The 21,812-nt window shown below is 72.1% G+C and carries 16 protein-coding genes; 7 read left to right on the forward strand and 9 right to left on the reverse strand.

Features of this window, described 5'->3' with window-relative positions; translation table 11 throughout:
- Nucleotides 1-7: 7 nt before the first annotated feature.
- A complete protein-coding gene (locus LRS74_RS20365) occupies nucleotides 8-1,195 on the forward strand; it encodes a dipeptidase (protein WP_277742333.1) in 1,188 nt (395 codons plus the stop codon).
- Nucleotides 1,196-1,344: 149 nt separating this feature from the next.
- Here the strand turns inward: LRS74_RS20365 and LRS74_RS20370 are convergent, their stop codons facing one another.
- Nucleotides 1,345-2,685 carry a UDP-glucose/GDP-mannose dehydrogenase family protein gene (locus tag LRS74_RS20370; protein WP_277742334.1) on the reverse strand — a complete coding sequence of 447 codons (1,341 nt, stop codon included), beginning with the start codon at nucleotides 2,683-2,685 and terminating at the stop codon, nucleotides 1,345-1,347.
- Nucleotides 2,686-2,879: 194 nt separating this feature from the next.
- Here LRS74_RS20370 and LRS74_RS20375 point away from each other — a divergent pair, with 194 nt between their 5' ends.
- The gene (locus LRS74_RS20375; RefSeq protein ID WP_277742335.1) at nucleotides 2,880-4,037 is read left to right on the forward strand and encodes an acyl-CoA dehydrogenase; all 1,158 of its coding nucleotides are present in this window, start codon (nucleotides 2,880-2,882) and stop codon (nucleotides 4,035-4,037) included.
- 119 nt (nucleotides 4,038-4,156) lie between these two features.
- The gene (locus tag LRS74_RS20380; protein WP_277742336.1) at nucleotides 4,157-4,756 is read left to right on the forward strand and encodes a DUF4291 domain-containing protein; all 600 of its coding nucleotides are present in this window, start codon (nucleotides 4,157-4,159) and stop codon (nucleotides 4,754-4,756) included.
- A gap of 27 nt (nucleotides 4,757-4,783) precedes the next feature.
- On the opposite strand, the gene LRS74_RS20385 is transcribed toward LRS74_RS20380, so the two are convergent.
- Nucleotides 4,784-6,136, reverse strand: a complete 1,353-nt coding sequence (locus tag LRS74_RS20385; RefSeq protein WP_277742337.1) for an LCP family protein — start codon at nucleotides 6,134-6,136, stop codon at nucleotides 4,784-4,786.
- Between the two features lie 140 nt (nucleotides 6,137-6,276).
- Between LRS74_RS20385 and LRS74_RS20390 the strand changes: the two genes are divergently transcribed.
- Entirely contained in the window at nucleotides 6,277-6,819 is a 543-nt protein-coding gene (locus LRS74_RS20390) for an acyl-CoA thioesterase (protein ID WP_277742338.1), read from the forward strand.
- A gap of 91 nt (nucleotides 6,820-6,910) precedes the next feature.
- On the opposite strand, the gene LRS74_RS20395 is transcribed toward LRS74_RS20390, so the two are convergent.
- The gene (locus LRS74_RS20395) at nucleotides 6,911-8,272 is read right to left on the reverse strand and encodes an LCP family protein (protein ID WP_347178146.1); all 1,362 of its coding nucleotides are present in this window, start codon (nucleotides 8,270-8,272) and stop codon (nucleotides 6,911-6,913) included.
- Nucleotides 8,273-8,699: 427 nt separating this feature from the next.
- Between LRS74_RS20395 and LRS74_RS20400 the strand changes: the two genes are divergently transcribed.
- On the forward strand, nucleotides 8,700-9,716 hold the full coding sequence (locus tag LRS74_RS20400; RefSeq protein WP_277742339.1) for a glycosyltransferase family 2 protein: 1,017 nt from the start codon (nucleotides 8,700-8,702) through the stop codon (nucleotides 9,714-9,716).
- A 67-nt stretch (nucleotides 9,717-9,783) separates the two neighbouring features.
- Here LRS74_RS20400 and LRS74_RS20405 read toward each other — a convergent pair whose 3' ends face one another.
- The 4 genes from LRS74_RS20405 to LRS74_RS20420 all read right to left on the reverse strand — a co-directional run bounded on the left by LRS74_RS20405 (nucleotide 9,784) and on the right by LRS74_RS20420 (nucleotide 15,829).
- Nucleotides 9,784-11,451, reverse strand: a complete 1,668-nt coding sequence (locus LRS74_RS20405; protein WP_347178147.1) for an LCP family protein — start codon at nucleotides 11,449-11,451, stop codon at nucleotides 9,784-9,786.
- A gap of 90 nt (nucleotides 11,452-11,541) precedes the next feature.
- The gene (locus tag LRS74_RS20410) at nucleotides 11,542-13,281 is read right to left on the reverse strand and encodes an LCP family protein (protein WP_277742340.1); all 1,740 of its coding nucleotides are present in this window, start codon (nucleotides 13,279-13,281) and stop codon (nucleotides 11,542-11,544) included.
- 284 nt (nucleotides 13,282-13,565) lie between these two features.
- A complete protein-coding gene (locus LRS74_RS20415; RefSeq protein ID WP_277742341.1) occupies nucleotides 13,566-14,798 on the reverse strand; it encodes an LCP family protein in 1,233 nt (410 codons plus the stop codon).
- A gap of 278 nt (nucleotides 14,799-15,076) precedes the next feature.
- A complete protein-coding gene (locus tag LRS74_RS20420; protein WP_277742342.1) occupies nucleotides 15,077-15,829 on the reverse strand; it encodes a TIGR03089 family protein in 753 nt (250 codons plus the stop codon).
- Between the two features lie 139 nt (nucleotides 15,830-15,968).
- Here LRS74_RS20420 and LRS74_RS20425 point away from each other — a divergent pair, with 139 nt between their 5' ends.
- Together LRS74_RS20425 and LRS74_RS20430 are read left to right on the forward strand one after the other, a co-directional pair.
- The gene (locus LRS74_RS20425) at nucleotides 15,969-17,561 is read left to right on the forward strand and encodes a peptidoglycan recognition protein (RefSeq protein WP_277742343.1); all 1,593 of its coding nucleotides are present in this window, start codon (nucleotides 15,969-15,971) and stop codon (nucleotides 17,559-17,561) included.
- A 139-nt stretch (nucleotides 17,562-17,700) separates the two neighbouring features.
- A complete protein-coding gene (locus LRS74_RS20430; protein ID WP_277742344.1) occupies nucleotides 17,701-18,801 on the forward strand; it encodes an NDP-sugar synthase in 1,101 nt (366 codons plus the stop codon).
- 136 nt (nucleotides 18,802-18,937) lie between these two features.
- On the opposite strand, the gene LRS74_RS20435 is transcribed toward LRS74_RS20430, so the two are convergent.
- On the reverse strand, nucleotides 18,938-19,933 hold the full coding sequence (locus LRS74_RS20435; protein ID WP_277742345.1) for a DNA-3-methyladenine glycosylase 2 family protein: 996 nt from the start codon (nucleotides 19,931-19,933) through the stop codon (nucleotides 18,938-18,940).
- Nucleotides 19,934-20,023: 90 nt separating this feature from the next.
- Nucleotides 20,024-21,238 (reverse strand): IS30 family transposase, encoded by a 1,215-nt coding sequence (locus LRS74_RS20440; protein ID WP_277742346.1) that lies wholly within the window; start codon nucleotides 21,236-21,238, stop codon nucleotides 20,024-20,026.
- Nucleotides 21,239-21,812 lie beyond the last annotated feature (574 nt).

A 21,812-nucleotide genomic window follows, 5' to 3' on the forward strand; every position in this document is an offset into this window, starting at 1 on the left:
TGGGGCGATGACCACCTCCCTCGCACAGGCCCGCGAACTGCTGGCCGCCCACCCCGTCGTCGACGGCCACAACGACCTCCCCTGGGCGCTGCGCCAGCAGGTCCGCTACGACCTGGATCGTTGCGACATCGCCGCCGATCAGCGGGGCCGGCTGCACACCGACATCCCCCGGCTGCGGGCCGGCGGCGTCGGGGGACAGTTCTGGTCGGTGTACGTCCGCGCCGACATGAGCGGGGACACGGCGGTCAGCGCCACCCTCGAACAGATCGACGTGGTCCGGAGGCTGGCCGAGCGCCACCCTGACGATCTGCGACTCGCGTACACCGCCGACGACATGGAGGCGGCCCGCGCGGACGGCAGGATCGCCTCCCTCATGGGCGCTGAGGGCGGTCACAGCATCAACTGTTCGCTGGCCACCCTGCGCGCCCTGTACCGGCTGGGCGTCCGCTATATGACGCTCACTCACAACGACAACGTCCCGTGGGCCGACTCGGCGACCGACGAGCCGCGGGCGAACGGCCTCACCCGCTTCGGCGAGGAGGTGGTCCGGGAGATGAACCGGATCGGGATGCTCGTCGACCTCTCCCACGTCTCCGCCGACACCATGCGAAACGCGCTGCGGGTGACCGAGGCCCCGGTGGTCTTCTCGCACTCCTCCGCCCGCGCCGTCTGCGACCACGTGCGCAACATCCCGGACGACGTGCTGGAGCTGCTGCCGGGCAACGGCGGCCTGGCGATGGCCACCTTCGTGCCGAAGTTCATCCTCCCGGAGGCCGTGGCCTGGACGCGGAACGCGGAGGAGAACATGCGCGCGCACGGGCTGCACCCGCTGGACACCACCCCCGCCGCCATGAAGGTCCACAGCGCCTACGAGTCGGCCAATCCGCGCCCGGTGGCCACCGCCGCCACGGTCGCCGACCATCTGGACCACATGCGCGAGGTGGCGGGCGTCGACCACATCGGCATCGGCGGCGACTTCGACGGCACCGCCTTCACCCCGGCCGGCCTGGACGACGTCGCCGGCTACCCCAACCTGATCGCGGAGCTGCTGGACCGCAGGTGGTCCACGACCGACCTGGCCAAGCTCACCTGGCAGAACGCCGTCCGCACGCTAAGGGCCGCCGAGGACGTGGCACGGGAGCTCCAGACCCGCCGCGGTCCGTCGATCGCGACGATCGAGGACCTGGACGGCTGATCGCCCGCCGCGGGCGCCTGTGGCTTGGTCCGTCCGGCGTCGGGCCCGCGGCTTGGTCCGTCCGGCGTCGGGGTCGCGGCCGGCCTGGCACCGCGAACCCCCGCCGCGATGGTCGTTCGCCCTCGCGGCGGGATGAGGGCCGTTGGCGGTCAGGCCGTCGGGCGGCCCAGGGCGCGGAAGTCCCAGCCGGCCTCGCGCCAGCGGGACGGGTCGAGCGCGTTGCGCCCGTCCAGGATGCGGCGCTCGGCCACGACCGCCCCCAGCGCCTCCGGGTCCAGCTCGCGGAACTCGCCCCACTCGGTCAGGTGCAGCACTACCTGGGCCCCGCGCGCGGCCTCCAGCGCGCTGGGCGCGTAGGCGAGGGTGGGGAAGACGGCGCGGGCGTTGTCCATGCCCTTGGGGTCGTAGACGGTGACCTGTCCGCCCTGGAGGTGTATCTGTCCGGCGACGTTGAGCGCGGGGGAGTCCCGTACGTCGTCCGAGTCCGGCTTGAAGGTGGCGCCGAGCACGGCGACCGTCGTGCCGAGGAAGGAGCCGCCGACGGCCTCGCGGGCCAGCTCGACCATCTGCCCGCGCCGCCGCATGTTGATCGAGTCGACCTCGCGCAGGAAGGTGAGCGCCTGGTCCACGCCGAGCTCGCCGGCGCGCGCCATGAAGGCCCGGATGTCCTTGGGGAGGCAGCCGCCGCCGAAGCCGATGCCGGCCCGCAGGAACTTGCGGCCGATCCGGTCGTCGTGCCCGATGGCCTCGGCGAGCTTGACCACGTCGCCGTCGGCCGCCTCGCAGACCTCCGCCATGGCGTTGATGAAGGAGATCTTGGTGGCGAGGAAGGAGTTGGCGGCGGTCTTCACCAGCTCGGCGGTCGGGTAGTCGGTGACCACGAAGGGCGTGCCCTCGCCGAGCGGCGTCGCGTACACCTCGCGCAGCAGCTTCTCGGCCCGGTCGCTGCCGACGCCCGCGACGATGCGGTCCGGGCGCAGGGTGTCCTGGACGGCGAACCCCTCGCGCAGGAACTCCGGGTTCCAGGCCAGCTCGGCGTCGGCGCCCGCCGGCGCCCGCTCGGCGAGCAGGGCCGCCAGCCGGGTCGCGCTGCCCACCGGCACGGTGGACTTGCCGACCACCAGGCAGGGGCGGCGCAGCTGCGGGGCGAGCGAGGCGAAGGCGGCGTCGACGTAGGACATGTCGCAGGCGTACTCGCCGTGCTTCTGCGGGGTGTTCACGCAGACGAAGTGGACGTCGCCGAACTCGCCGACCTCCTCCCAGGAGGTGGTGAACCGCAGCCGCCCGGTGGACCCCGGGATGCCCGCCACGTGCCGCTGGAGCAGCTCCTCCAGACCGGGCTCGTACATCGGCACCCGGCCGGCCGCCAGCATCTCGATCTTCTCCGGCACCACGTCCAGTCCCAGCACCTCGAAGCCGAGCTCAGCCATGGCCGCGGCGTGGGTGGCGCCGAGGTAGCCGGTGCCGATCACGGTGATCTTGAGGGCCATGCAGAGCTCCAGGTACGTGCGGGGTGGGACGGGGCGAGCATAGTCGGCACCCGGGCCGGGCAGGGCTGCCCCAGGGCCGGTACGGGCGGTGGCTGTCGGCAAGCTCACGTATGCCGGCCCGGGACGCCGCCCTAGACTCCGGTTGGCCCATTCGGCTACTTAACGGTAGTTAGCTCACAGGGGAGTGAGAAGCCTTGGCGGGATCCACGGAGTTCGACCTGTACCGGCCGTTGGAGGAGCACGAGATGCTCCGGGAGACGGTGCGTGCGCTGGCTGAGGCGAAGATCGCGCCGTTTGCGGCGGAGGTCGACGAGGAGGGTCGGTTCCCGCAGGAGGCGCTGGACGCGTTGGTCGCCAGTGAGCTGCACGCGGTGCATGTGCCGGAGTCGTACGGGGGTGCGGGGGCGGATGCGCTGGCGACGGTGATCGTGATCGAGGAGGTCGCGCGGGTGTGCGCGTCGTCCTCGTTGATTCCGGCGGTGAACAAGCTGGGGTCGCTGCCGGTGATCCTGTCGGGTTCGGAGGAGCTGAAGAAGCGGTATCTGGGTCCGTTGGCCAAGGGCGATGCGATGTTCTCGTACTGCCTGTCGGAGCCGGAGGCGGGTTCGGACGCGGCGGGGATGAAGACGCGTGCGGTGCGTGACGGTGATCATTGGGTGCTCAACGGTGTGAAGCGGTGGATCACCAATGCCGGGGTGTCGGAGTACTACACGGTGATGGCGGTCACCGACCCGGAGAAGCGGTCGAAGGGGATCTCCGCCTTCGTGGTGGAGAAGTCGGACGAGGGTGTGTCGTTCGGGGCGCCGGAGAAGAAGCTCGGGATCAAGGGTTCTCCGACGCGTGAGGTGTATCTGGACAATGTGCGGATTCCGGCGGATCGGATGATCGGTGCGGAGGGCACGGGGTTCGCGACGGCGATGAAGACGCTGGACCACACGCGGGTCACGATCGCGGCGCAGGCGTTGGGGATCGCGCAGGGGGCGCTGGACTACGCGAAGGGGTATGTCCAGGAGCGGAAGCAGTTCGGGAAGGCGATCGCGGACTTCCAGGGGATTCAGTTCATGTTGGCGGACATGGCGATGAAGCTGGAGGCGGCCCGGCAGCTGACGTACGCGGCCGCGGCGCGGTCGGAGCGGGTGGATGGCGATCTGACGTTCTACGGTGCGGCGGCGAAGTGTTTCGCGTCGGATGTGGCGATGGAGGTCACCACGGACGCGGTGCAGTTGCTGGGTGGGTACGGCTACACGCGGGACTACCCGGTGGAGCGGATGATGCGGGACGCGAAGATCACGCAAATCTACGAGGGGACCAACCAGGTCCAGCGCATCGTCATGGCCCGCAACCTCCCGTAGCTCCTCCCGCAGTTCCACGGCGGTCACCAGGCCCCGGCCCCCGCGGCCGGGGCCTCGTCGCGTCGTACGGGGACAAAATCGCTGGCCGGACCGGGTGTCCGGGCGGCACGCTGGGCGCCATGGAACCGCCCGTGCGCCAGATCCGCGCCCTGCACACCCCGGACACCGTCACCGTCTACCAGGCGTACGCCCCGCACCTCGGGCTGCCCGCGGCCCGCGACGGCCGCTTCCCGGCGGCCTGGAAGCGGGACCGGATGACGTGGATCAAGCCGTCGTTCCTGTGGATGATGTACCGCTGCGGCTGGGGTGCCAAGGAGGGCCAGGAGACCGTCCTGGCGATCGAGATCACCCGCGCGGGCTTCGAGTGGGCGCTGCGCAACGCCTGCCTCTCGCACTACGACAGCGCCGTCCACGCCGACCAGGCCGCCTGGAAGCGGGAGCTCCGGGAGGCGCCCGCGCGGGTGCAGTGGGACCCGGAGCGTGACCTGAGCCTGCGGCCGCTGTCGCACCGGTCGCTCCAGCTCGGCCTCGCGGGGGAGGCGGCGCGGCGGTACGCCGACGAGTGGACCGTCGGCATCACCGACGTCACCCCGCTCGCCCACGAGATCCACGCCCTGGTGCGGGCGGGGGAGACGGAGCGGGCCGCCTCGCTGTTGCCAGCGGAGCGGCCCTACACCCTCGCGGACGGGCCGTCGGCCCGGCTGCGGATGGTCGACTGATCGGTCGGCCCGGTCGGCCCGGTCGCCTCAGTCGCCGGTGACGGTGACCTTCTCGTCGTTCTTCAGCTGCTCGACCAGCTGCTTGACCTTCGCCTTGTCCCAGACCAGGTTGCCCCCGGAGGTGCCGGAGATCGGGATGTTCATCGACGTGCCGTCGCCGCCGGTGACGCCCTTCATGGCCCAGAACATGTCGGCCAGGTCGAACAGGCCCATGTCCTTGTCGACGATCACGGTGTCCAGGCCCGCCCCCATGGTCGGGTAGAGCTTGAAGGGGTTCAGGACGGTGGACGGGGTGGCCGCCTGGTTGGCCAGGGCGGAGAGGAACTTCTGCTGGTTCTTGGTGCGGTCCAGGTCGCTGCGCGCGAAGGCGTAGCGGGTGCGGACGAAGGCCAGCGCCTCCTCGCCGTCCAGGGTCTGCTTGCCGGCCTCGAAGTCGGCGCCGGACTTCTTGTCCTTGAACGCCTTGGGGATGTCCATCTCCACGCCGCCGACGGCGTCGACCAGGTTGGCGAAGCCGGCGAAGCCGATCTCGACGTAGTGGTCGATGCGCAGCCCGGTGTTGTACTCCACCGTGCGCACCAGCAGCTCCGGGCCGTCGGTGGCGTAGGTGGCGTTGAGCTTGGTGCGCTTGCCCTGCGCCGGGAAGAGCTTGCCGGAGTCGGAGCCGCGGAAGGACGGGATCTCCACGTCCGAGTCACGCGGCAGCGAGATCAGCGTCGAGCCGTTGTCCCCGGTGTGCAGGATCATCATCGAGTCGGTGCGCTTGCCCTCGGCCGAGCCGGTGTGCAGCTTCTTCTTCTCGTCGTCGGACATGCCCTCGCGGCTGTCCGACCCCACGATCAGGTAGTTGGTGCCCTTGCCGCCCTCCGGCCGCTCGATGACCTTGGAGAGGTCGACCTCGCGGCGGAGCTTGGAGTCGGCCCAGAAGTAGGTGCCGATGGAGACCACGAGCAGGAACACGACAAAGCTCAAGAGCCCGACCGTGATCCGCTTCTTCCAGTTCACCGGGGTGGTGCGGGCCGGCCGGCGCCGCGGGGCGCCGTTGCCGGTGCCGTTGCCGCCGCCGGCGGCGCCCTGGACGCCGCGGCCGTAGACCTGGCCCGTGTTGTAGCCGTCGTCGTCCGCCGGGTCGTCCTGGCCGGGGCCGTACCCGTACCCCTGGGACTGCTGGTAGCCCTGCTGCGGCGGAACGGTGCGGCGCGGCGACATCTCCGGCGGCAGCGGCGGCTCCCCGGCGGGGCGCCGGGCGCCGGGCGCGGAGGGGGCGCCGGGCCGGCGCACGTGCGGCATGGCGCGCGCGGACTCCGGCTCGGCGCTGCCACTGCCGCGTCCGTACCGCTGCCTGCCGTCGTCGGACCGTCCCTGGGGCCAATCATTCATGGGAGGAGTGTGCCCGTTCCGCGCGGTCGCCCTGTAGCCGGGTACGGGATCGGGCCGGGGATGTTGCAGAGCTGATGCAATCGGGACCGGGCCGGGGGTGTGCACCGGTTTGCGGATCTCTCCCCGCATACAGTGGACATATGATCGAGCATCCCTTGCCGGAGGCCCCGCCCGGGAAGCCCACCTCCGCCTCCCGCACCACGCTCAGCCACATCATGACCGCGAACGACACCAACCTCCTCGGCACGGTGCACGGCGGCGTGATCATGAAGCTGGTGGACGACGTCGCCGGCGCGGTGGCGGGCCGCCACTCCGGAGGCCCCGCGGTCACCGCCTCCATGGACGAGATGGCCTTCCTGGATCCGGTGCGGGTGGGCGACCTCGTCCACGTCAAGGCCCAGGTGAACTGGACCGGGCGCAGCTCGATGGAGGTCGGGGTGCGGGTGCTGGCCGAGCGGTGGAACGAGTCCACGCCCGCCGTCCAGGTCGGCAGCGCCTACCTCGTCTTCGCCGCCGTCGACGCCGAGGGCAAGCCCCGCGCCGTACCGCCGGTGCTTCCGGAGACCGAGCGGGACAAGCGGCGCTACCAGGAGGCCCAGATCCGGCGCACCCACCGGCTGGCCCGCCGCCGCGCGATCAAGGAGCTGCGCGACAAGCGCGCCGCCGAGGGCATCGAGGACTGATCCCCGCCGGGACCGACCCGGGCCGGACTGATCCCCGCCGGGACTGACCCCTGCACGGGAACGGACAGCGGCACGCACGCCCCGGTGCCGGCTACGGGCAGGCGACCTCGTCGCCCCGCACCGCCCCGTACCCGCCCTTGGTGGGCGCCCCGTCGTCCGCCCGCACCCGCCGCACCTCCCGGTAGTCCGCGCCCACCGTCACCCGCAGCACCGGCCCCTGCCCCGGGGCCTCCCGCAGCTCGGCGCCGGGCAGCGCGGCGGCCAGTGCGCGGGCGGAGCCGTCCCAGCGCGGGTCGTACGTGATCAGGGTGTGGGCCACGCCCGTGTCGGGGGCGTCGTGCGGGGTGCCCGTGGTGGCGAAGCCGGTGGCCCGCAGGGCACGGTCGGCGCGGGCCGCCAGACCGGCGGTGCGGGTCCCGTTGAGGACCTCGACCTGGACCTTCCCCGGGGCCACCGCCACCGGCGTCGGCGGGGCCGGACGCACCCCCGGGGACGGCCGTCGGTCGGCGTGCTCGGCCAGCGGGCGGTCCTCGCGCAGCGCCCGGAAGAGCCGGTCCGCCCGCTTCCGGTCCCAGGTGACCGTCGAGCCGATCTTCGGCACCAGGTGCCCGGCGTCGCTGACCGGCACCGAGGCGAACTCCGAGGAGGCCAGCGTGAAGCCGTGCAGCGCCCGGCCCAGCGCCACCAGGTCGCCGGTGCCGAAGCCCTGGTCCGCGCGGACCGCGCCGAGCAGGGTGGAGGCCACCTCGTTGAAGCGCACCGGATTCAGCAGCACCCCGCTGTCGGTCGCCTTGTGCAGCAGCGCGGCGAGGAAGCGCTGCTGGCGGACCATCCGGGCCAGGTCGGAGCCGCCGTCCAGGTGCCGGGCGCGCACGTACTGGAGCGCCTCCCCGCCCCCCAGCACCTTGCTGCCGGCCGGCAGGTCCAGCCCGGTGTAGGCGTCCTTCAGCGGCCGCGCGGTGCACACCGGCACCCCGCCCAGCACATCGACCGTCTTCATGAAGCTGATGAAGTCCACTTCCAGGTAGTGGTCGATGTGGACGCCGGTCATGTGCTCCACGGTGCGCACGGTCAGCCGTGGGCCGCCCTCCGCGTAGGCGGCGTTGATCTTCTGCCGGTGGGCGGGGCGCCGCTTGTGGGTGACCGGGTCGGTGTACGCGGGGATCTCCGCGTACGAGTCGCGCGGCAGGCTCACCACGCTGGCCCGGCCGTGGTCCGCCGAGAGGTGCACCAGCATGATCGTGTCGGTGCAGTGGCAGGGGGCGCCGCCGAGCTTGAAGCGCTCCTTCTCCTGCGGGGTGATCCGGTCCCGCCCGTCGGTGCCCACCAGCAGCAGATTGGTGCCGTCGCTGGTCTTGGGGCGGTCGCTGAGCCCGCGGAAGACGTCGACCCGCTCGATCCCCGACTCCAGCCCGGTCACCATCGCGTGCCCGATCCCACCGACGGCCAGCACCAGGGCGGAGGCGGTGGTGGCCAGCCGCAGCCCCCACCGCGGCCGGGTCCGGCGCCGCGGCGCGGGCCGGGAACGGCGGCCGCCGGGGGCCGGCCGCCGCGGCCGGGCCGGGCGCCCGGCGCTGCGGCGCGCCGCGCGCGTCGCCGCCGCTCCGCGCGCGTCGCCGCGCGCGCGCGCGGCCCCCGCGCTCCGGGTCCGGACGGCGCTGCGGGCGCGGGGGGCGGGCCGGTGGGGTCACGGGGTCACGGTAGGCCCATACGATCACCGCCGGGCCGGTCCCACGCCGAGGGCGGGGCCCACTGCCACTCGCCCGGGGAGATCCGCTATCCCCCGTTAGCGGTAACGTGGCCTTGATACTGCAGTCACCCGGGGGCGCGCTGCCGTCACCGACGGCTGCCGCCACGGGGCCCGTACCCCCCGAGGAACGATGTCTGAGCAGCAGCCTCCGGCCGTATCCGTGATCATGCCGGTGCTCAATGAGGAACGCCATCTGCGCAACTCCGTGCGGCACATCCTGGCGCAGGAGTACGCCGGCGAGATGGAGGTGGTGATCGCTCTCGGCCCGTCGACCGACCGGACCGACGAGATCGCCGCCGAGCTCGTGCGGGAGGACCCGCGGGTGCACACGGTGCCCAACCCCACCGGCCGCACCCCCGCCGCACTCAATGCCGCGATCAAGGCATCCCGGCACCCGATCGTGGTGCGCGTGGACGGCCACGGCATGCTCTCCCCGAACTACATCGCCACCGCCGTGCGCCTGCTGGAGGAGACCGGCGCGCAGAACGTCGGCGGGATCATGCACGCCGAGGGCGAGAACGACTGGGAGCGGGCCGTCGCCGCCGCCATGACCTCCAAGATCGGCGTCGGTAACGCGGCCTTCCACACCGGTGGCGACGCTGCCCCGGCGGAGACCGTCTACCTGGGCGTCTTCCGGCGCGAGGCGCTGGAGCGGCAGGGCGGCTACAACGAGGAGTTCATCCGCGCCCAGGACTGGGAGCTGAACTTCCGCATCCGTGAGGCGGGCGGGCTGATCTGGTTCTCGCCCGAGCTGAGGGTCTCCTACCGGCCGCGGCCCAGCGTGCGCGCGCTGGCCAAGCAGTACAAGGACTACGGCCGCTGGCGGCACGTGGTGGCCCGCTACCACCAGGGCTCGATCAACATGCGCTACCTGGCGCCGCCGACCGCCGTGCTGGCCATCGCCGCGGGCGCGGTGGTGGGCGTCGCGCTCACCCCCTGGGGCCTGGTGGTCCCGGGCGGCTATCTGGCGGCGATCGCGGCCGGCTCCATCCCGGCCGGCAAGGGCCAGCCGCTCAAGGCCCGGCTGCAGATCCCGGTCGCGCTGGCCACCATGCACATGTCCTGGGGCTGGGGCTTCCTCACCAGCCCGCGCTCGCTGGCGAAGAAGGTCATCGCCAGTCGGCGCCCGGCGGTCGTCACCCGCTAGCGCGTCCGCACGGCCGAGGGCCGGACCCCCGTCGGGGTCCGGCCCTCGTGCGTCTTCCGGCGCGGGCTCAGAAGCGGTGGCTCGGGTCGATGGGCATGCAGCCCTTCTCGCCGCCGTTGAGCAGGTCCGCGGTGTCCGGCGCCTTGTCGTCTTCCGTCTTCTCCTGCCCCGCGGGCGGCTTGGGGTAGCCGGTGCCCTCGCGCCAGTCGGAGCCGATGACCAGCGTCACCTGGCTGACGGAGGACGAGATGCGCACCGACTTCGCCGGCACCCCCAGCGCCTTGGCGACCGCCTGCGCGTCGGCCTGCTGGTCCGCCTTGGGGTAGGTGATGGTGGTGTCCGCCTGCGACTTGGGCGTGGCGTCGGCGGTCGCCTTGGCGAAGCCGAGCCTGCCGAGCTCCTCGGCGATGACCTTCGCGCGGCCGCTGACCGGCGCCAGGGTGGTGGTGCTGGTGCCGTTCTGCACCATGACCGGGATCTGGTCCTTCGGCGCCGCCTTGTCCTTGGGCTTCTCGCCCTTGCCCGGCTTGAGCTTCTTCTTCGCGTCCTTGCCGTCCAGCGCGACGTCGGCGCGGACCATGGAGAAGAGCTGCTCGGCGTCGGTCGGGTTGGGGACGACGTGCGCCTTCGGCTGCTCCGGGTCGGGGAGCCAGGGCATGGTCGTCATGGTGATCCGGTCCGAGGGCACCCTCTTGAGCTCGTCGCCCAGGTCGTACAGCTTCTTCACGGTGCCCAGGCCCGGGTCGACGACGAGCGCCTTGGTGGCCGCCTCGGCCAGGTCCATCAGCTTGCCGGGGTCGGTCAGCTTGGTGCCGGACTTCAACTCCCGCACCATCGATCCCATGTACATGTGCTGGGCCTTGGACCGGGCGATGTCGCTGCCGCCCTGCCAGCCGTGCCGGGTGCGCAGCCACTGCAGGGCCTGCTCACCCTTGACCTTCTTCTCGCCCTTCTCCAGGCGCAGGCCGGAGGACTTGTCGTAGACGTTCTCCTGGACGCAGACCGGCACGCCGCCGACCGCGTCGGCCATGTCCACCACGCCGGAGAACTCGATCATCATGAAGTGGTCGATGGGGACGCCGGTGAGCTCCTCCCAGGTGGCCACCGTGCACCCCGGACCGCCGTGCTGCATGCTGGCGTTGATGATCAACCGATCGGTCTCCGGATAGACCACGCCGTCCTCGTCCACGCACTCGGGGATCTTCACCCGGGTGTCGCGCGGGATGCTGATCACCGACATGTTGCTGCGGTCGGCGGAGACGTGCAGCAGCATCTGCACGTCCGCGCGGGGCTTGTCGCCCCGGGTGTCCTTGGCCCCGCCCAGTTCCACGTTCTCGTCGGAGTTACGGCTGTCCGAGCCCAGCAGCAGGATGTTCAGTGGGGTCTGGCCGTCCGCGTTCGGCGCGGCCTTGTCGAGCTTGTTCTTGCCGAGGTTGAGGTTCTCCTTGCGGATGTTGCTGTTCAGGTGCTGGTAGTAGAGGTAACCGGCACCGGCCGCGGCCAGGATCACGACGGCGAGACCCAGCGCGGACCAGCGAAGTATTCGCACGCCCTTGCTGCGCTTCTTGCGGCCGCTACGGCCCTTGCGGCGGTCGGCCCGACGGCCTCCGGCACCCGGACCGGCCGCGGCGGTACGGCCCTCTTCCGCACCGGCGCCGCCCTCGTGGTGCTGTGTCTGGGGCTGCGGCGCGCCGCGGCGCCTTCTCGCCCCCCGTACCTCACTGTCCTGCGGCAACGGGCCCTCCCCTTTGCTCGATGGTGCGTCCGACGCGATGGGTGGGCATGCTCCGGACCGTGGTGTCACGTGTGGTGGACACGTGTGTCGTCACTTGGCGCAGATGTTCTTGTCATCCGCGCCGACGCGCTGGATGTCCTTGGGCGCCTTGGTGGGGGCGGCGATGGGCGTGCCCGCGCCCTCGAAGTCCGCGCCCAGCGTCAGGGTCATCTCGGCCATCGGCTCGGCCTCGGCCGTGCCCTCCCTGAGCGCGGCGGCGGGCAGCCCCATGCTCGCGGCCAGCCGGCGGGCCTGGTCGGCCTGGTTGGGCGCGTACTCCAGGATGGTCTTCTTCAGCTCCGCGGGGGCGTTGCCGCCGTTGCTGGAGCGGGTGATGCCCTCGCTGTTCTGCATCCACTCGACGGTGTCCTGGGCGGCGCCGAACTCACCGCTGCCGTTGAGCACCTTGACCCGGACGTCCGCCGGCGCGGCCTGCGGCCCCTTGAGCCTGGCGGCCTGCTTGGCCTTGGCGGCCTTGTCCCGCTTCTTCACCTCGGTCAGCGAGACGTCCTGCTTGACCATGGCGAAGAGCTGGGACGCCTTGGCCTCGTCGACGACCACCGTCTTGTGGTTGGGGCCCTCGGCGGGGTTGTCGATGACCGGGAGGGTGGTGAAGGTGATGTTCTTGACGTTGACCTGGCTGAGGTCCTTGCCCAGGTCCATCAGCTTGTCGACACTCCCTATGCCGGTGTCGACGGTGAGCGCCTTGGTGGCGGCGTTCGCCAGCTTCCACATCTTCTTGGGGTTGGTGAAGGTGCCGCCGGACTTCATCTCGCGGATCATCGAGCTGAGGAACTGCTGCTGCATCTTGATCCGGTCCAGGTCGCTGCCGAAGCCGACGGCGTGCCGGGTGCGGACGAAGGCCAGCGCGTCGTCGCCCTCGATGGTGTGCCGCCCCTTGGACAGCTTCAGGTGCGACTTGGGGTCGTCGATGTCCTTGGCCACGCACACCTCGACGCCGCCGACCGCCGAGGAGAGCGTCTTGACCGCGTTGAAGTCGGCCATCATGAAGTGGCTGATCTCCAGGCCGGTGAGCTGCTCCACGGTGCGCCAGGTGCAACCCGGGTCGCGCCCGCCCTGACCCAGGCTGGTGTTGAAGCGCACCTTCTGCTCGCCGGCGATGGTCTTGGTGGAGCCGTCCTCCTGCTTGGTGGGGCAGTCCGGGATGTCGGTGATCAGGTCGCGCGGGATGGAGATCGCGGTGGCGTTGGTCCGGTCCTCGGACACATGGAAGAGGATCGTGGTGTCGGCGTGGCCGACGCTGCCCTCGTCGCCGTATCCGGTGTTGCCCTTGCCCTCGCGCTTGTCGGTGCCGATGACCAGGATGTTGACCGGGCCGTCGATGACCGCGGCGTTCTTCTCGCCGACGTCCACCTTCTTGATGTTGCCGTTGAGGTGTTGGTAGACGAGGTACGCCGCGACCGAGCCGCCGACGAGCAGGAAGGCCAGCGTGCCGCTGCCCCAGTACAGCGCCTTCTTGGCCTTGGACTTCTTGGGCTTCGGCTTGCGGCGGCTGGGGGGACCGACCGGTCCGGCCTTGCCGCCCCGGCCGCCGGTGGCGTCGGCCCGCTCCGGGGCGCCCTTGGGCGCGGCCCGGCGTCGCCCGCCGCGCTGCTCGGGCACCGTCCCGCGGCCGCGACCGGCGGATCTACTGGGCGTCCGGGCCTCGGAGGCGGGCGCCGGGTCCCCTTGGGGGTCCAGCCGCAGCTCATAGCTGCCGGTGTTCGGGTCGAACACCCACTGATCGGCGGGGTCGATGTCGCCCGCTCGCCCATGGCCTTGCGCGTCCACGGTCGCCTGTGTCCTCCGTCGGTGCCACGCGGCGCCTCCCCCTCAAGGCGCTCGGTTGGTCATCGTCTGCATCACGTCTGCATCAGTGCGCGGCCGCTGGTCGAGCGCACCGGAGCGCTCACACTATCCGCCCAGTTCAGCGTCAAGCGACGCCGGTGACAAATTCCACTCCCCTACAACTGGGCAATCTTCCCAATCTTTTCGAGATCCCTTCGAGACCCATTCGGAACGAAGGGTGCGACCTTTGGGCCTCTCATCTACACTTGTCCCGTTTATTTGGCCGTTTACTTGCACATTCCGTGCGCGGCCATGGCCCCCGCGTAGGCCGACGGCTTGGCGGCCGGCGCTCCCTTCTTCTCCTCGACCTTCTCCTCGGCCTCCTCCGCCCGCCTCTCCTTGACCCTCTCCCTGACCTTCTTCTCGACCTTCTTCCGGTCGTGCCCGGCCGGCGCCGCGGCGTTGCCGTCGTCCCGGATGGTCTCCGCCCGGGCCACCGTCACCGGCTGGTCCAGGCGCAGCTGCCGGAAGAGCTGGTCGGCGTCCGGCTGCACCAGCTCGTCCCGGTTGGGGTTGTACGTGTACGGCTGGCGCGGCACGGTCAGGAAGCGGACCCGCTCGTCGGGGATGTCGCGCATCGCGCGGATCAGGTCGTAGAGCCTACGCAGCGAGCCCAGGCCCGGATCGGTCGTCAGCGACTTGGTCGCCGCGTCCAGCACCGGATACAGCCGCCGCGGATTGAACAGCACCCCGTTGCTGTGCACCTTCTTCACCAGCGCGGCGAGGAACTGCTGCTGGCGGGCGATGCGGCCGGTGTCGCTGCCGTTGCCGATGCTGTAGCGGGCGCGGACGAACCCCAGGGCCTCCTCGCCGCGCAGCACCTGCCGGCCGGCCGGCAGCTCCAGCTTCGCCTCGTCGTCGTCGATGGGCTCCTTGAGGCACACCTCGACGCCGCCCACCGCGTTCACCATCTTCTTGAAGCCGCGGAAGTCCACGATGACGTGGTGGTCGACCCGGATGCCGGTCAGCTTCTCCACCGTACGGATGGTGCAGGCCGCGCCGCCGCCCTCGAAGGCCCAGTTGAACTGGGCGAACTGCGGCTTGCTGCGCTTCTTCTTCGCCACCGTGCAGCGCGGGATGTCCACCATCAGGTCGCGCGGGATGGAGACGGCGGTCGCGCTCTCGCGGTCCGCGGCCAGGTGCAGCAGGATGGTGGTGTCCGAGCGCTGGGTGCCGAAGTTGCGGCCGTACTGCGCGTTGCCCTTGCCGGTGCGCGTGTCCGAGCCGATGAGCAGGACGTTCTGCGCCCCGCGCACGACTGAGACCGGCCGTTCGGCCTCGTACAGCTCCAGCTCGTTGGCCGTGTCCGGGTCGGTCGTGATGTTGTCGTCCAGCCGGTCGTAGAGCCACCAGCAGATGCCGACCCCCGCCAGCACCAGCACCGCCGTGCCCAGTGCCAGCCGGCGGAGCCAGCGGCGGTGCGGGGTCGGCGGGGTCGGGGCGGGCGGGTCAGTGGTCACTCTTGCGTCCATCCCTCGCGGAGCCGGCGGCGTCGAACCGTGCGGGGCCAACCATGCGGGGGCTGTCGATCGGACGTACCCGCCCCCGCACAGGGGTGTAGGTATCCACGATCATCGCGCGGAGGGTCCGGCGAAGCGCGTGGGCTCGGCCCGTGCGTCCGCCGGACGGCTCACAGCGGGGGGATGAGCGGCGGGTGGTCGCGCCCCCGCGGCGGCACGCCGTGGAGGCGGCGGCGCGGGGGGCGGTCCGCCGCGGAGGGGCGTACAGCGTTCGCGGATCAGCGGGCGACCGCGGTCACGCGCTCGTCCTCCCGGCGCTTGGCGAGGCCGTCCTCGTCGAGCCGGTCGAGGTGGCGGCACAGGACCACGGAGCCGCCCGCGGCGAGCGGGGCGAACAGGCCGGCGGAGAGCCCCTCCCAGCTGTCCCAGGCGAGCCCGGACAGCAGCCGGGAGCCGGGCCCCAGACCCCGCTCGGCGGCGTCCGCGCGGGCCCGCTCGACCACCTGTGCGGCCGTCAGCTCCAGACCGCCCACGGTCAGTGCCGGCGCGTCGGGGTCCACCGGGGCGTACGGCGCGAACCGGTCGCCCTGACTCGGCACCTCCACCGCGTAGTCGGCGAAGCCCGGCGGCGGCTGCGGGAAGCGGCCACCGAGCGGGCGCAGCGCGAGCGCCATGCGCTCCCCGGAGCAGCCGCGCGCCTCCTCCAGCCGGTCCGGCCCGCTGACCACGAGATCGGCCGCGGCCGGGTCGCCCCCGACCTCGGCGACGACGCCGGTGGAGGAGCAGGCCAACAGCCACACCGCGGCCTGCCAGTGGGCGGGCAGCAGCAGCGCCAGCCGGTCTCCCGGCCCGGCGGCGAGATCGCCCTGGAGCAGATTGGCGGTCTTCGCCACCCAATTGGCGAAGGTGGCCACGGACAGTTCGACGCGCTCGCCGGTTGCGTCGTCGTAGAAGGTGACAAGCGGCCGGGCCGGGTCCGCGGCGAGCGCGGATCGCAGCAGGTCGGCGGGGGTGCGATCGGTGGCGTTCATCGTCGTCAGATTACGCGGCGTCGGACGGGGGCGGGTCGGGAACGGGCGGGGAGGGCCACCGGGTCGGCGGAGCATCGGGCGGAAAATGCAGAAAATTACGAATCGACATATTTACTGGGCTCTGCCCAGGATTCCCTACATGCGTGCACTACTGGCTACTTCGATCGGCGTCGCCTGCGCGACCGCCTTCGCCATCCCGTTCTCGCTCATGGCCCCCGCCGGAGCCACCGGGGCTGACAGAGCCGCGGTGCGCGACCCCGCGGGGTCGCCGGGCAGGACCCAGTCACTACCCCTCACCCCACCCGGCGGGCTGAGCCGGGCTCTTGCCGCGCCCACCGTCCAGCGGAGCCTGGTGGCCCCCGAGGTGCGACCGTTCTCGCTGCTCGGCGTCGCCTGGAGCGATCCGCAGGCCCCACCGCCCGGCCGGGTGCAGGTGAGCACGCGCGCGGGCGACACCGGCCGGTGGTCCGCCTGGCAGGACCTGGAGACCCACGTCGAGGACGCGCCCGACGCCGACTCGCCCGAGGGGTGGACGGCGCGGACCCGTGGTTCCACGGCTCCGCTCTGGGTCGGCGAATCCGACGGCGTCCAGGTGCGGATCAGCCCCGACGGCCACCGCGCGAACGCCACCCTCCCCGAGGGGCTGAGCCTGGAACTGGTCGACCCCGGCGATGACCCCTACGAGGAGGAGCGGCCGCCCGCGGACGACGAGTCGTACGACGAGCGCGACGACGAGCGTTTTGACGAGCCGTACGACGAGCGCGACGACGAGCGTGACGACGAGCGGGATGACGAGGACTTCGAGGACGACCCGTTCGAGGACGACGGCCGCGACGACGGGCGTTATGACGAGCGCGACGACGAGCGCGACGACGAGCGCGACGACGGGCGCTACGACGAGCGGGATGACGAGGACTTCGAGGACGAGCCCGACGCGGGCGTCGACGGGGACTACGGCGACGACTCCGGCTCGGGCTCCGTGCACGACGACGAGGACGACGAGGAGGACGGTCCCGGCGAGGGCTCCGACGCCTCCGAGCAGGAGGACGAGGGCGCCGACTTCCCGGAGCTCGAACCCCCGTACGTGATCCCCGATGCGCCCGCCGAGGGCAGCGCGGCGCGCCCCCACCGGGCCCCGCGGCCGCGCATCATCACCCGCGCCGGCTGGGGCGCCGACGAGAAGCTCCGGGACCGCGGCTTCGCCTACACCAAGACGATCAAGGTGGCCTTCGTGCACCACAGCGCCACCGGCAACGGCTACCGCTGCAAGCAGGCCCCCTCCGTCTTGCGCAGTATCTACCGATACCACGTGAAGAGCAGCGGCTGGCGCGACTTCGGCTACAACTTCGCCGTCGACAAGTGCGGGAACATCTACGAGGGGCGCGCCGGGGGCCCGGCCAAGCCGGTCCTGGGCGCCCACACGCTCGGTTTCAACAAGGACAGCATGGGCATCGCGGTCCTCGGAAGCTACAGCACGTCGAATCCGTCCCAAGCCGCGGTCAAGGCCGTGGCGAGGGTCGCCGCCTGGAAGCTCGGACTCCACGGCAGGAATCCGAGCGGCACCATCCAGGTGGTGTCCGGCGGCAGCAACAAGTTCACAAAGGGAACGAAGGTCAGGCTGAAGGTGATCTCCGGTCACCGGGACGGCTACAGCACCGAATGCCCCGGCGCCCGGCTCTACGGCAAGCTCGGCTCCGCCCGTAGCGCCGCGTCCGAACTCCAGGGCCGCTGAACGATCGGCGACGCCGCAGGCCGGCGACGCCGCAGGCCGGCGACGCCGGGGCGGCCGGGCCGGGCGCGGGCCGGACCTTCGCGGCTGCATACACTGGCCGCCGACCCGGCGAGCCCCAGCAGGAAGCAGAGACGAAACCTTGGCAGACGCGTCGAATTCGCCCGAAGCGATCCTCCTGGTCGGCGGCAAGGGGACCCGGTTGCGCCCGCTCACGGTGCACACGCCCAAGCCGATGGTCCCGGCGGCCGGCGTCCCGTTCCTCACCCACCAGCTCGCGCGCGCCCGCGCCGCCGGAGTCGAACACATCGTCCTCGCCACCTCGTACCTCGCCGAGGTCTTCGAGCCGTACTTCGGCGACGGCTCGGCGTTCGGCCTGCACCTGGAGTACGTCACCGAGGAGGAGCCGCTGGGCACCGGCGGGGCGATCCGCAACGTCGCCTCCCGGCTGCACTCCGGCCCCGACGACCCGGTGCTGATCTTCAACGGGGACATCCTCACCGGCCTCGACATCCCGGCCCTGGTCCGCACCCACCGCGACAGCGGCGCCGATGTCTCGCTGCACCTGACGCGCGTCACCGACCCGCGCGCCTACGGCCTGGTGCCGACCGACCCCGACGGCCGCGTCACGGCGTTCCTGGAGAAGCCGCAGACGCCCGAGGAGATCGTCACCGACCAGATCAACGCGGGCTGCTACGTCTTCAACCGCTCGGTCATCGACACCATCCCGGCCGGCCGCCCCGTCTCCGTCGAACGCGAGACCTTCCCCGGCCTGCTGGCCGCCGGCGCCCACCTCCAGGGCATGGTCGACTCCACGTACTGGCTCGACCTCGGCACCCCCCAGGCGTTCGTCCGCGGCTCCGCCGACCTGGTGCTGGGCCGCGCCCCGTCCCCGGCCGTCCCCGGCCGCTGCGGCGAGCGACTGGTCCTGGACAGCGCCCGCGTCGCCCGCGACGCCAAGCTGACCGGCGGCACCGTCATCGGCGCCGGCGCCCATGTGGGCGCCGGGGCGCGCATCGACGGCAGCACGGTGCTGGACGGCGCCGTCGTCGAGGAGGGCGCCCAGGTCCACGACTCCCTCATCGGGGCCCACGCCCGGATCGGCGCGCGCACCGTCCTGCACGGGGCCGTGGTCGGGGACGGCGCCCTGGTCGGCTCCGACAACGAGCTGCGCGACGGGGTACGGGTGTGGTGCGGCGCCGACATCCCGGCCGGTGCGGTGCGTTTCTCCTCGGACCAGTAACGCGACCCCGGTGCGGTCCGTTTCTCTTCGGACCGGTAACGCGACTGGTACGGCCGGGGTGTGGTGTGGCGCCGAGGTTCCGGCCGGTGCGGTGCGGTTTTCCTCGGACCGGTAGCCCGACCGGTACGGCCGACGGCTACATCGCGCGGAAGTCGCGCACCGAGAAGCGCGGCGCGCGGCGCGGCGGCGTCCGCCCGGAGAGCAGGATCAGCCGGGTCGCGCGGTGCCGCTGCCCCGCGTACGGGGCCAGCAGCTCCAGCATCGTGGCGTCGTCCGCGCCCCGCTCGCCGGTGAGCGCGTAGCCGACGATGCGCGGCAGGTGCAGATCACCCACGGTCACGGCGTCCGGGCTGCCGTTGCTGCGCTGGAGCGTCTCGGCGGCGGTCCACGGCCCGATGCCGGGGATCGCCTGGAGCCGCGCGGCGGCCTCCTCCGGCGTCATGCCGGCCGCCTCCTCCAGCCGCGCCGCCACGCGCGCCGCCCGGACGACCGCCGCCGCCCGCTTGGCGTCGACGCCCGCCCGGTGCCACTCCCAGGACGGCACCATCGCCCAGCCGCGCGGATCCGGCATCACCCGCATCCGCTCCGCCTCGCCCGGCCCCGGCGCGGGCTCGCCGAACCGCCACAGCAGCAGCCGCCAACCGCGGTACGCCTCGTCGCTGGTGACCTTCTGCTCCAGGACCGAGGGGATCAGCGACTCCAGCACCAGTCCGGTGCGGCCCAGGCGCAGCCCCGGGTTGCGCCGGTGCGCCTCGTGCACCAGCCGGTGCCGCGGCACGAACGCGGACGGGTCGTCCTCCGCCCCCAGCAGCGCTGGCAGCCCGTCCAGCAGCCACTGCGCCCCGGGCCCCCACGCCTCGCCCAGCACCGCGTCACCGTCGCGGGCGATCCGGAGCGTGCCGGGCCCGTACGGGGTGCGGCTGGCCCGCCAGACCGCGCCGTCCGCCGCGACCCGGAACGCCGGGTCGCCGGGCCCGCGCCGCAGCGGCCCCAGCGTCACTCCCAGGTCCAGCGGGCCTGCCGGCGTCCACCGTCGCCGTGTCCCGGCGCCGACGACGGCGTGACCACGCGTCCCGGGCACGACGAGCTTGCCACCGCGCACGGTGGTCCGCGTCATCCGTTCGCCCGACATGGTCCCGTCTCCTCAGCCCTGCCCTATGAGCCTAGGCCCCTCCCCGGGCTGGCGGTTTCTAGGGGTCGTTGCAACACGTGGTCGTGTTGATCAGGCCGCGAGCAGTTTATGCAGGCGCTCGGCTGGGGTTTCCCAGCCGAGCGTTTTGCGTGGGCGGCCGTTGAGTTCGGCGGCGACGGCGTCGAGGTGCTCGCGGCTGTGGGTGGACAGGTCGGTGCCCTTGGGGAAGTACTGCCGCAGCAGGCCGTTCGTGTTCTCGTTCGAGCCGCGCTGCCAGGGACTGGCCGGGTCGCAGAAGTAGACCGGGATGTCGGTGGCGAGGGTGAACGCGCCGTGGGCGGCCATCTCCGAGCCCTGGTCCCAGGTCAGCGAGCGCACCAGGTGTGCAGGGAGGGTCTTCACGGTTGTCACGAGGGCGTCGCGGACGAGTTCCGCGCTGCGGCCCTCGGGCAGGTGCAGGAGCATCACGTAGCGGGTCGCGCGTTCGACCAGGGTGCCGATCGCGGAGCCGTTGTCCTTGCCGATGATCAGGTCGCCCTCCCAGTGGCCGGGCACCGCCCGGTCCTCTGCCTCGGCCGGACGCTCGCTGATCATGACCATCGGGGTGGAGAAACGAGGCTGCCGCTGCTGGGCCTGGCGGCGTGGCATGCGCCGGGCGCGTCCCGAACGCAGGGCTCGGGCCAGCTCGCGGCGTAGTTCGCCGCGGCCCTGGACGTAGAAGGCCTGGTAGATCGTTTCGTGGACCACGTGCATCTCCGGCCGGTCAGGGAACGTCCGGCGCAGACTCTCGCAGATCTGCTCCGGACTCCACTTCAGGTCCAGAGCGTCCTGGATGAAGTCCCGCAGTGCGGTGTTCCGGCCGATCTTCCCCGGCTTGGGGCGGGGCCGGCGGGCATCGGCCCGGGCCTGGGCCGCGTGCGGCCGGTACTGGCCGCCCACCGGGTGCCGGTTGCGGCGGATCTCCCGGCTGACCGTGGACGGGCTGCGGCCCAGCTCGGCCGCGATCGTGCGGACGGTGGCCTTCTCCCGCAACCGGTCGGCGATGTGGATCCGGTCGGCCTCCGAGAGGTACCGGGATGGCGCGGAGGCCGCCCGCACCAGATGCGCGGGCGGCCTCGGCCGCTTCTTGCGGCCCTCGGGCCGACCGTTACGCCATTCACGGCCGGTCCGAGGGTTGACGCCGACGCGTCGGCTCGCTTCTACGTTGCCAAATCCCAGCTGCACGAGCCGGAAGTATTCCTCCCGTTCCCGGTGCAGCTTCCGGGGCCCCTGTTCCTTGCGGCTCTCACGGATCTTGAAGTCCATCGCATCCCCTGAGCTGGGGTGTTGCGACGACCACTAGAACCCAAGGCTGCCCCGTCGACGAGGGGGGCTCTCGCCCCCTGCCGACCCCGGTCACGCGCCCGTGCTCCGCGTGCCCCTTGACCGGCGCTACCGCGCCGGGCCCCTTTCCCCGCCCACCCGCCCGTTCACCCCAACCCGCGGGGTGCGGCGGGGCCTGCAAGGCTTCCGTTCCACGGGGGTGGGCTTCGTGCCCGGGGGTTGGGGTGGTCCCGCCACGCGGCCGTGCCCCGCGTGCCCCCTTCACCGCCGCTACCGCGCCGGGGGTCCTTTTCCCCGCCCTTCCGCCCGTTCACCCCAACGCGTGGGGTGGAGGCGGGGCCTATGCGGCTTCGGGTGCCCGCGGGGCGGGGGCGGTGGGGTCTCCGGTCCACGGGGTGGCGCTTCGTTCTTGGGGGCGGGTGGGCCCGTCGCTTGGCTGTGCTCCGCGTTCCCGTCGGCCGGCGCTACCGTGCCGGGGTTGTTTTCGGGCGGTGGGAGGGGTCGGGGTCGCAGGGGTGGGGGGCTGGACGCTGTCGCATATTTGTGGCGTGAGGCG

The sequence above is a fragment of the Streptomyces sp. LX-29 genome, from assembly GCF_029541745.1.
Taxonomy (GTDB): Bacteria; Actinomycetota; Actinomycetes; order Streptomycetales; family Streptomycetaceae; genus Streptomyces.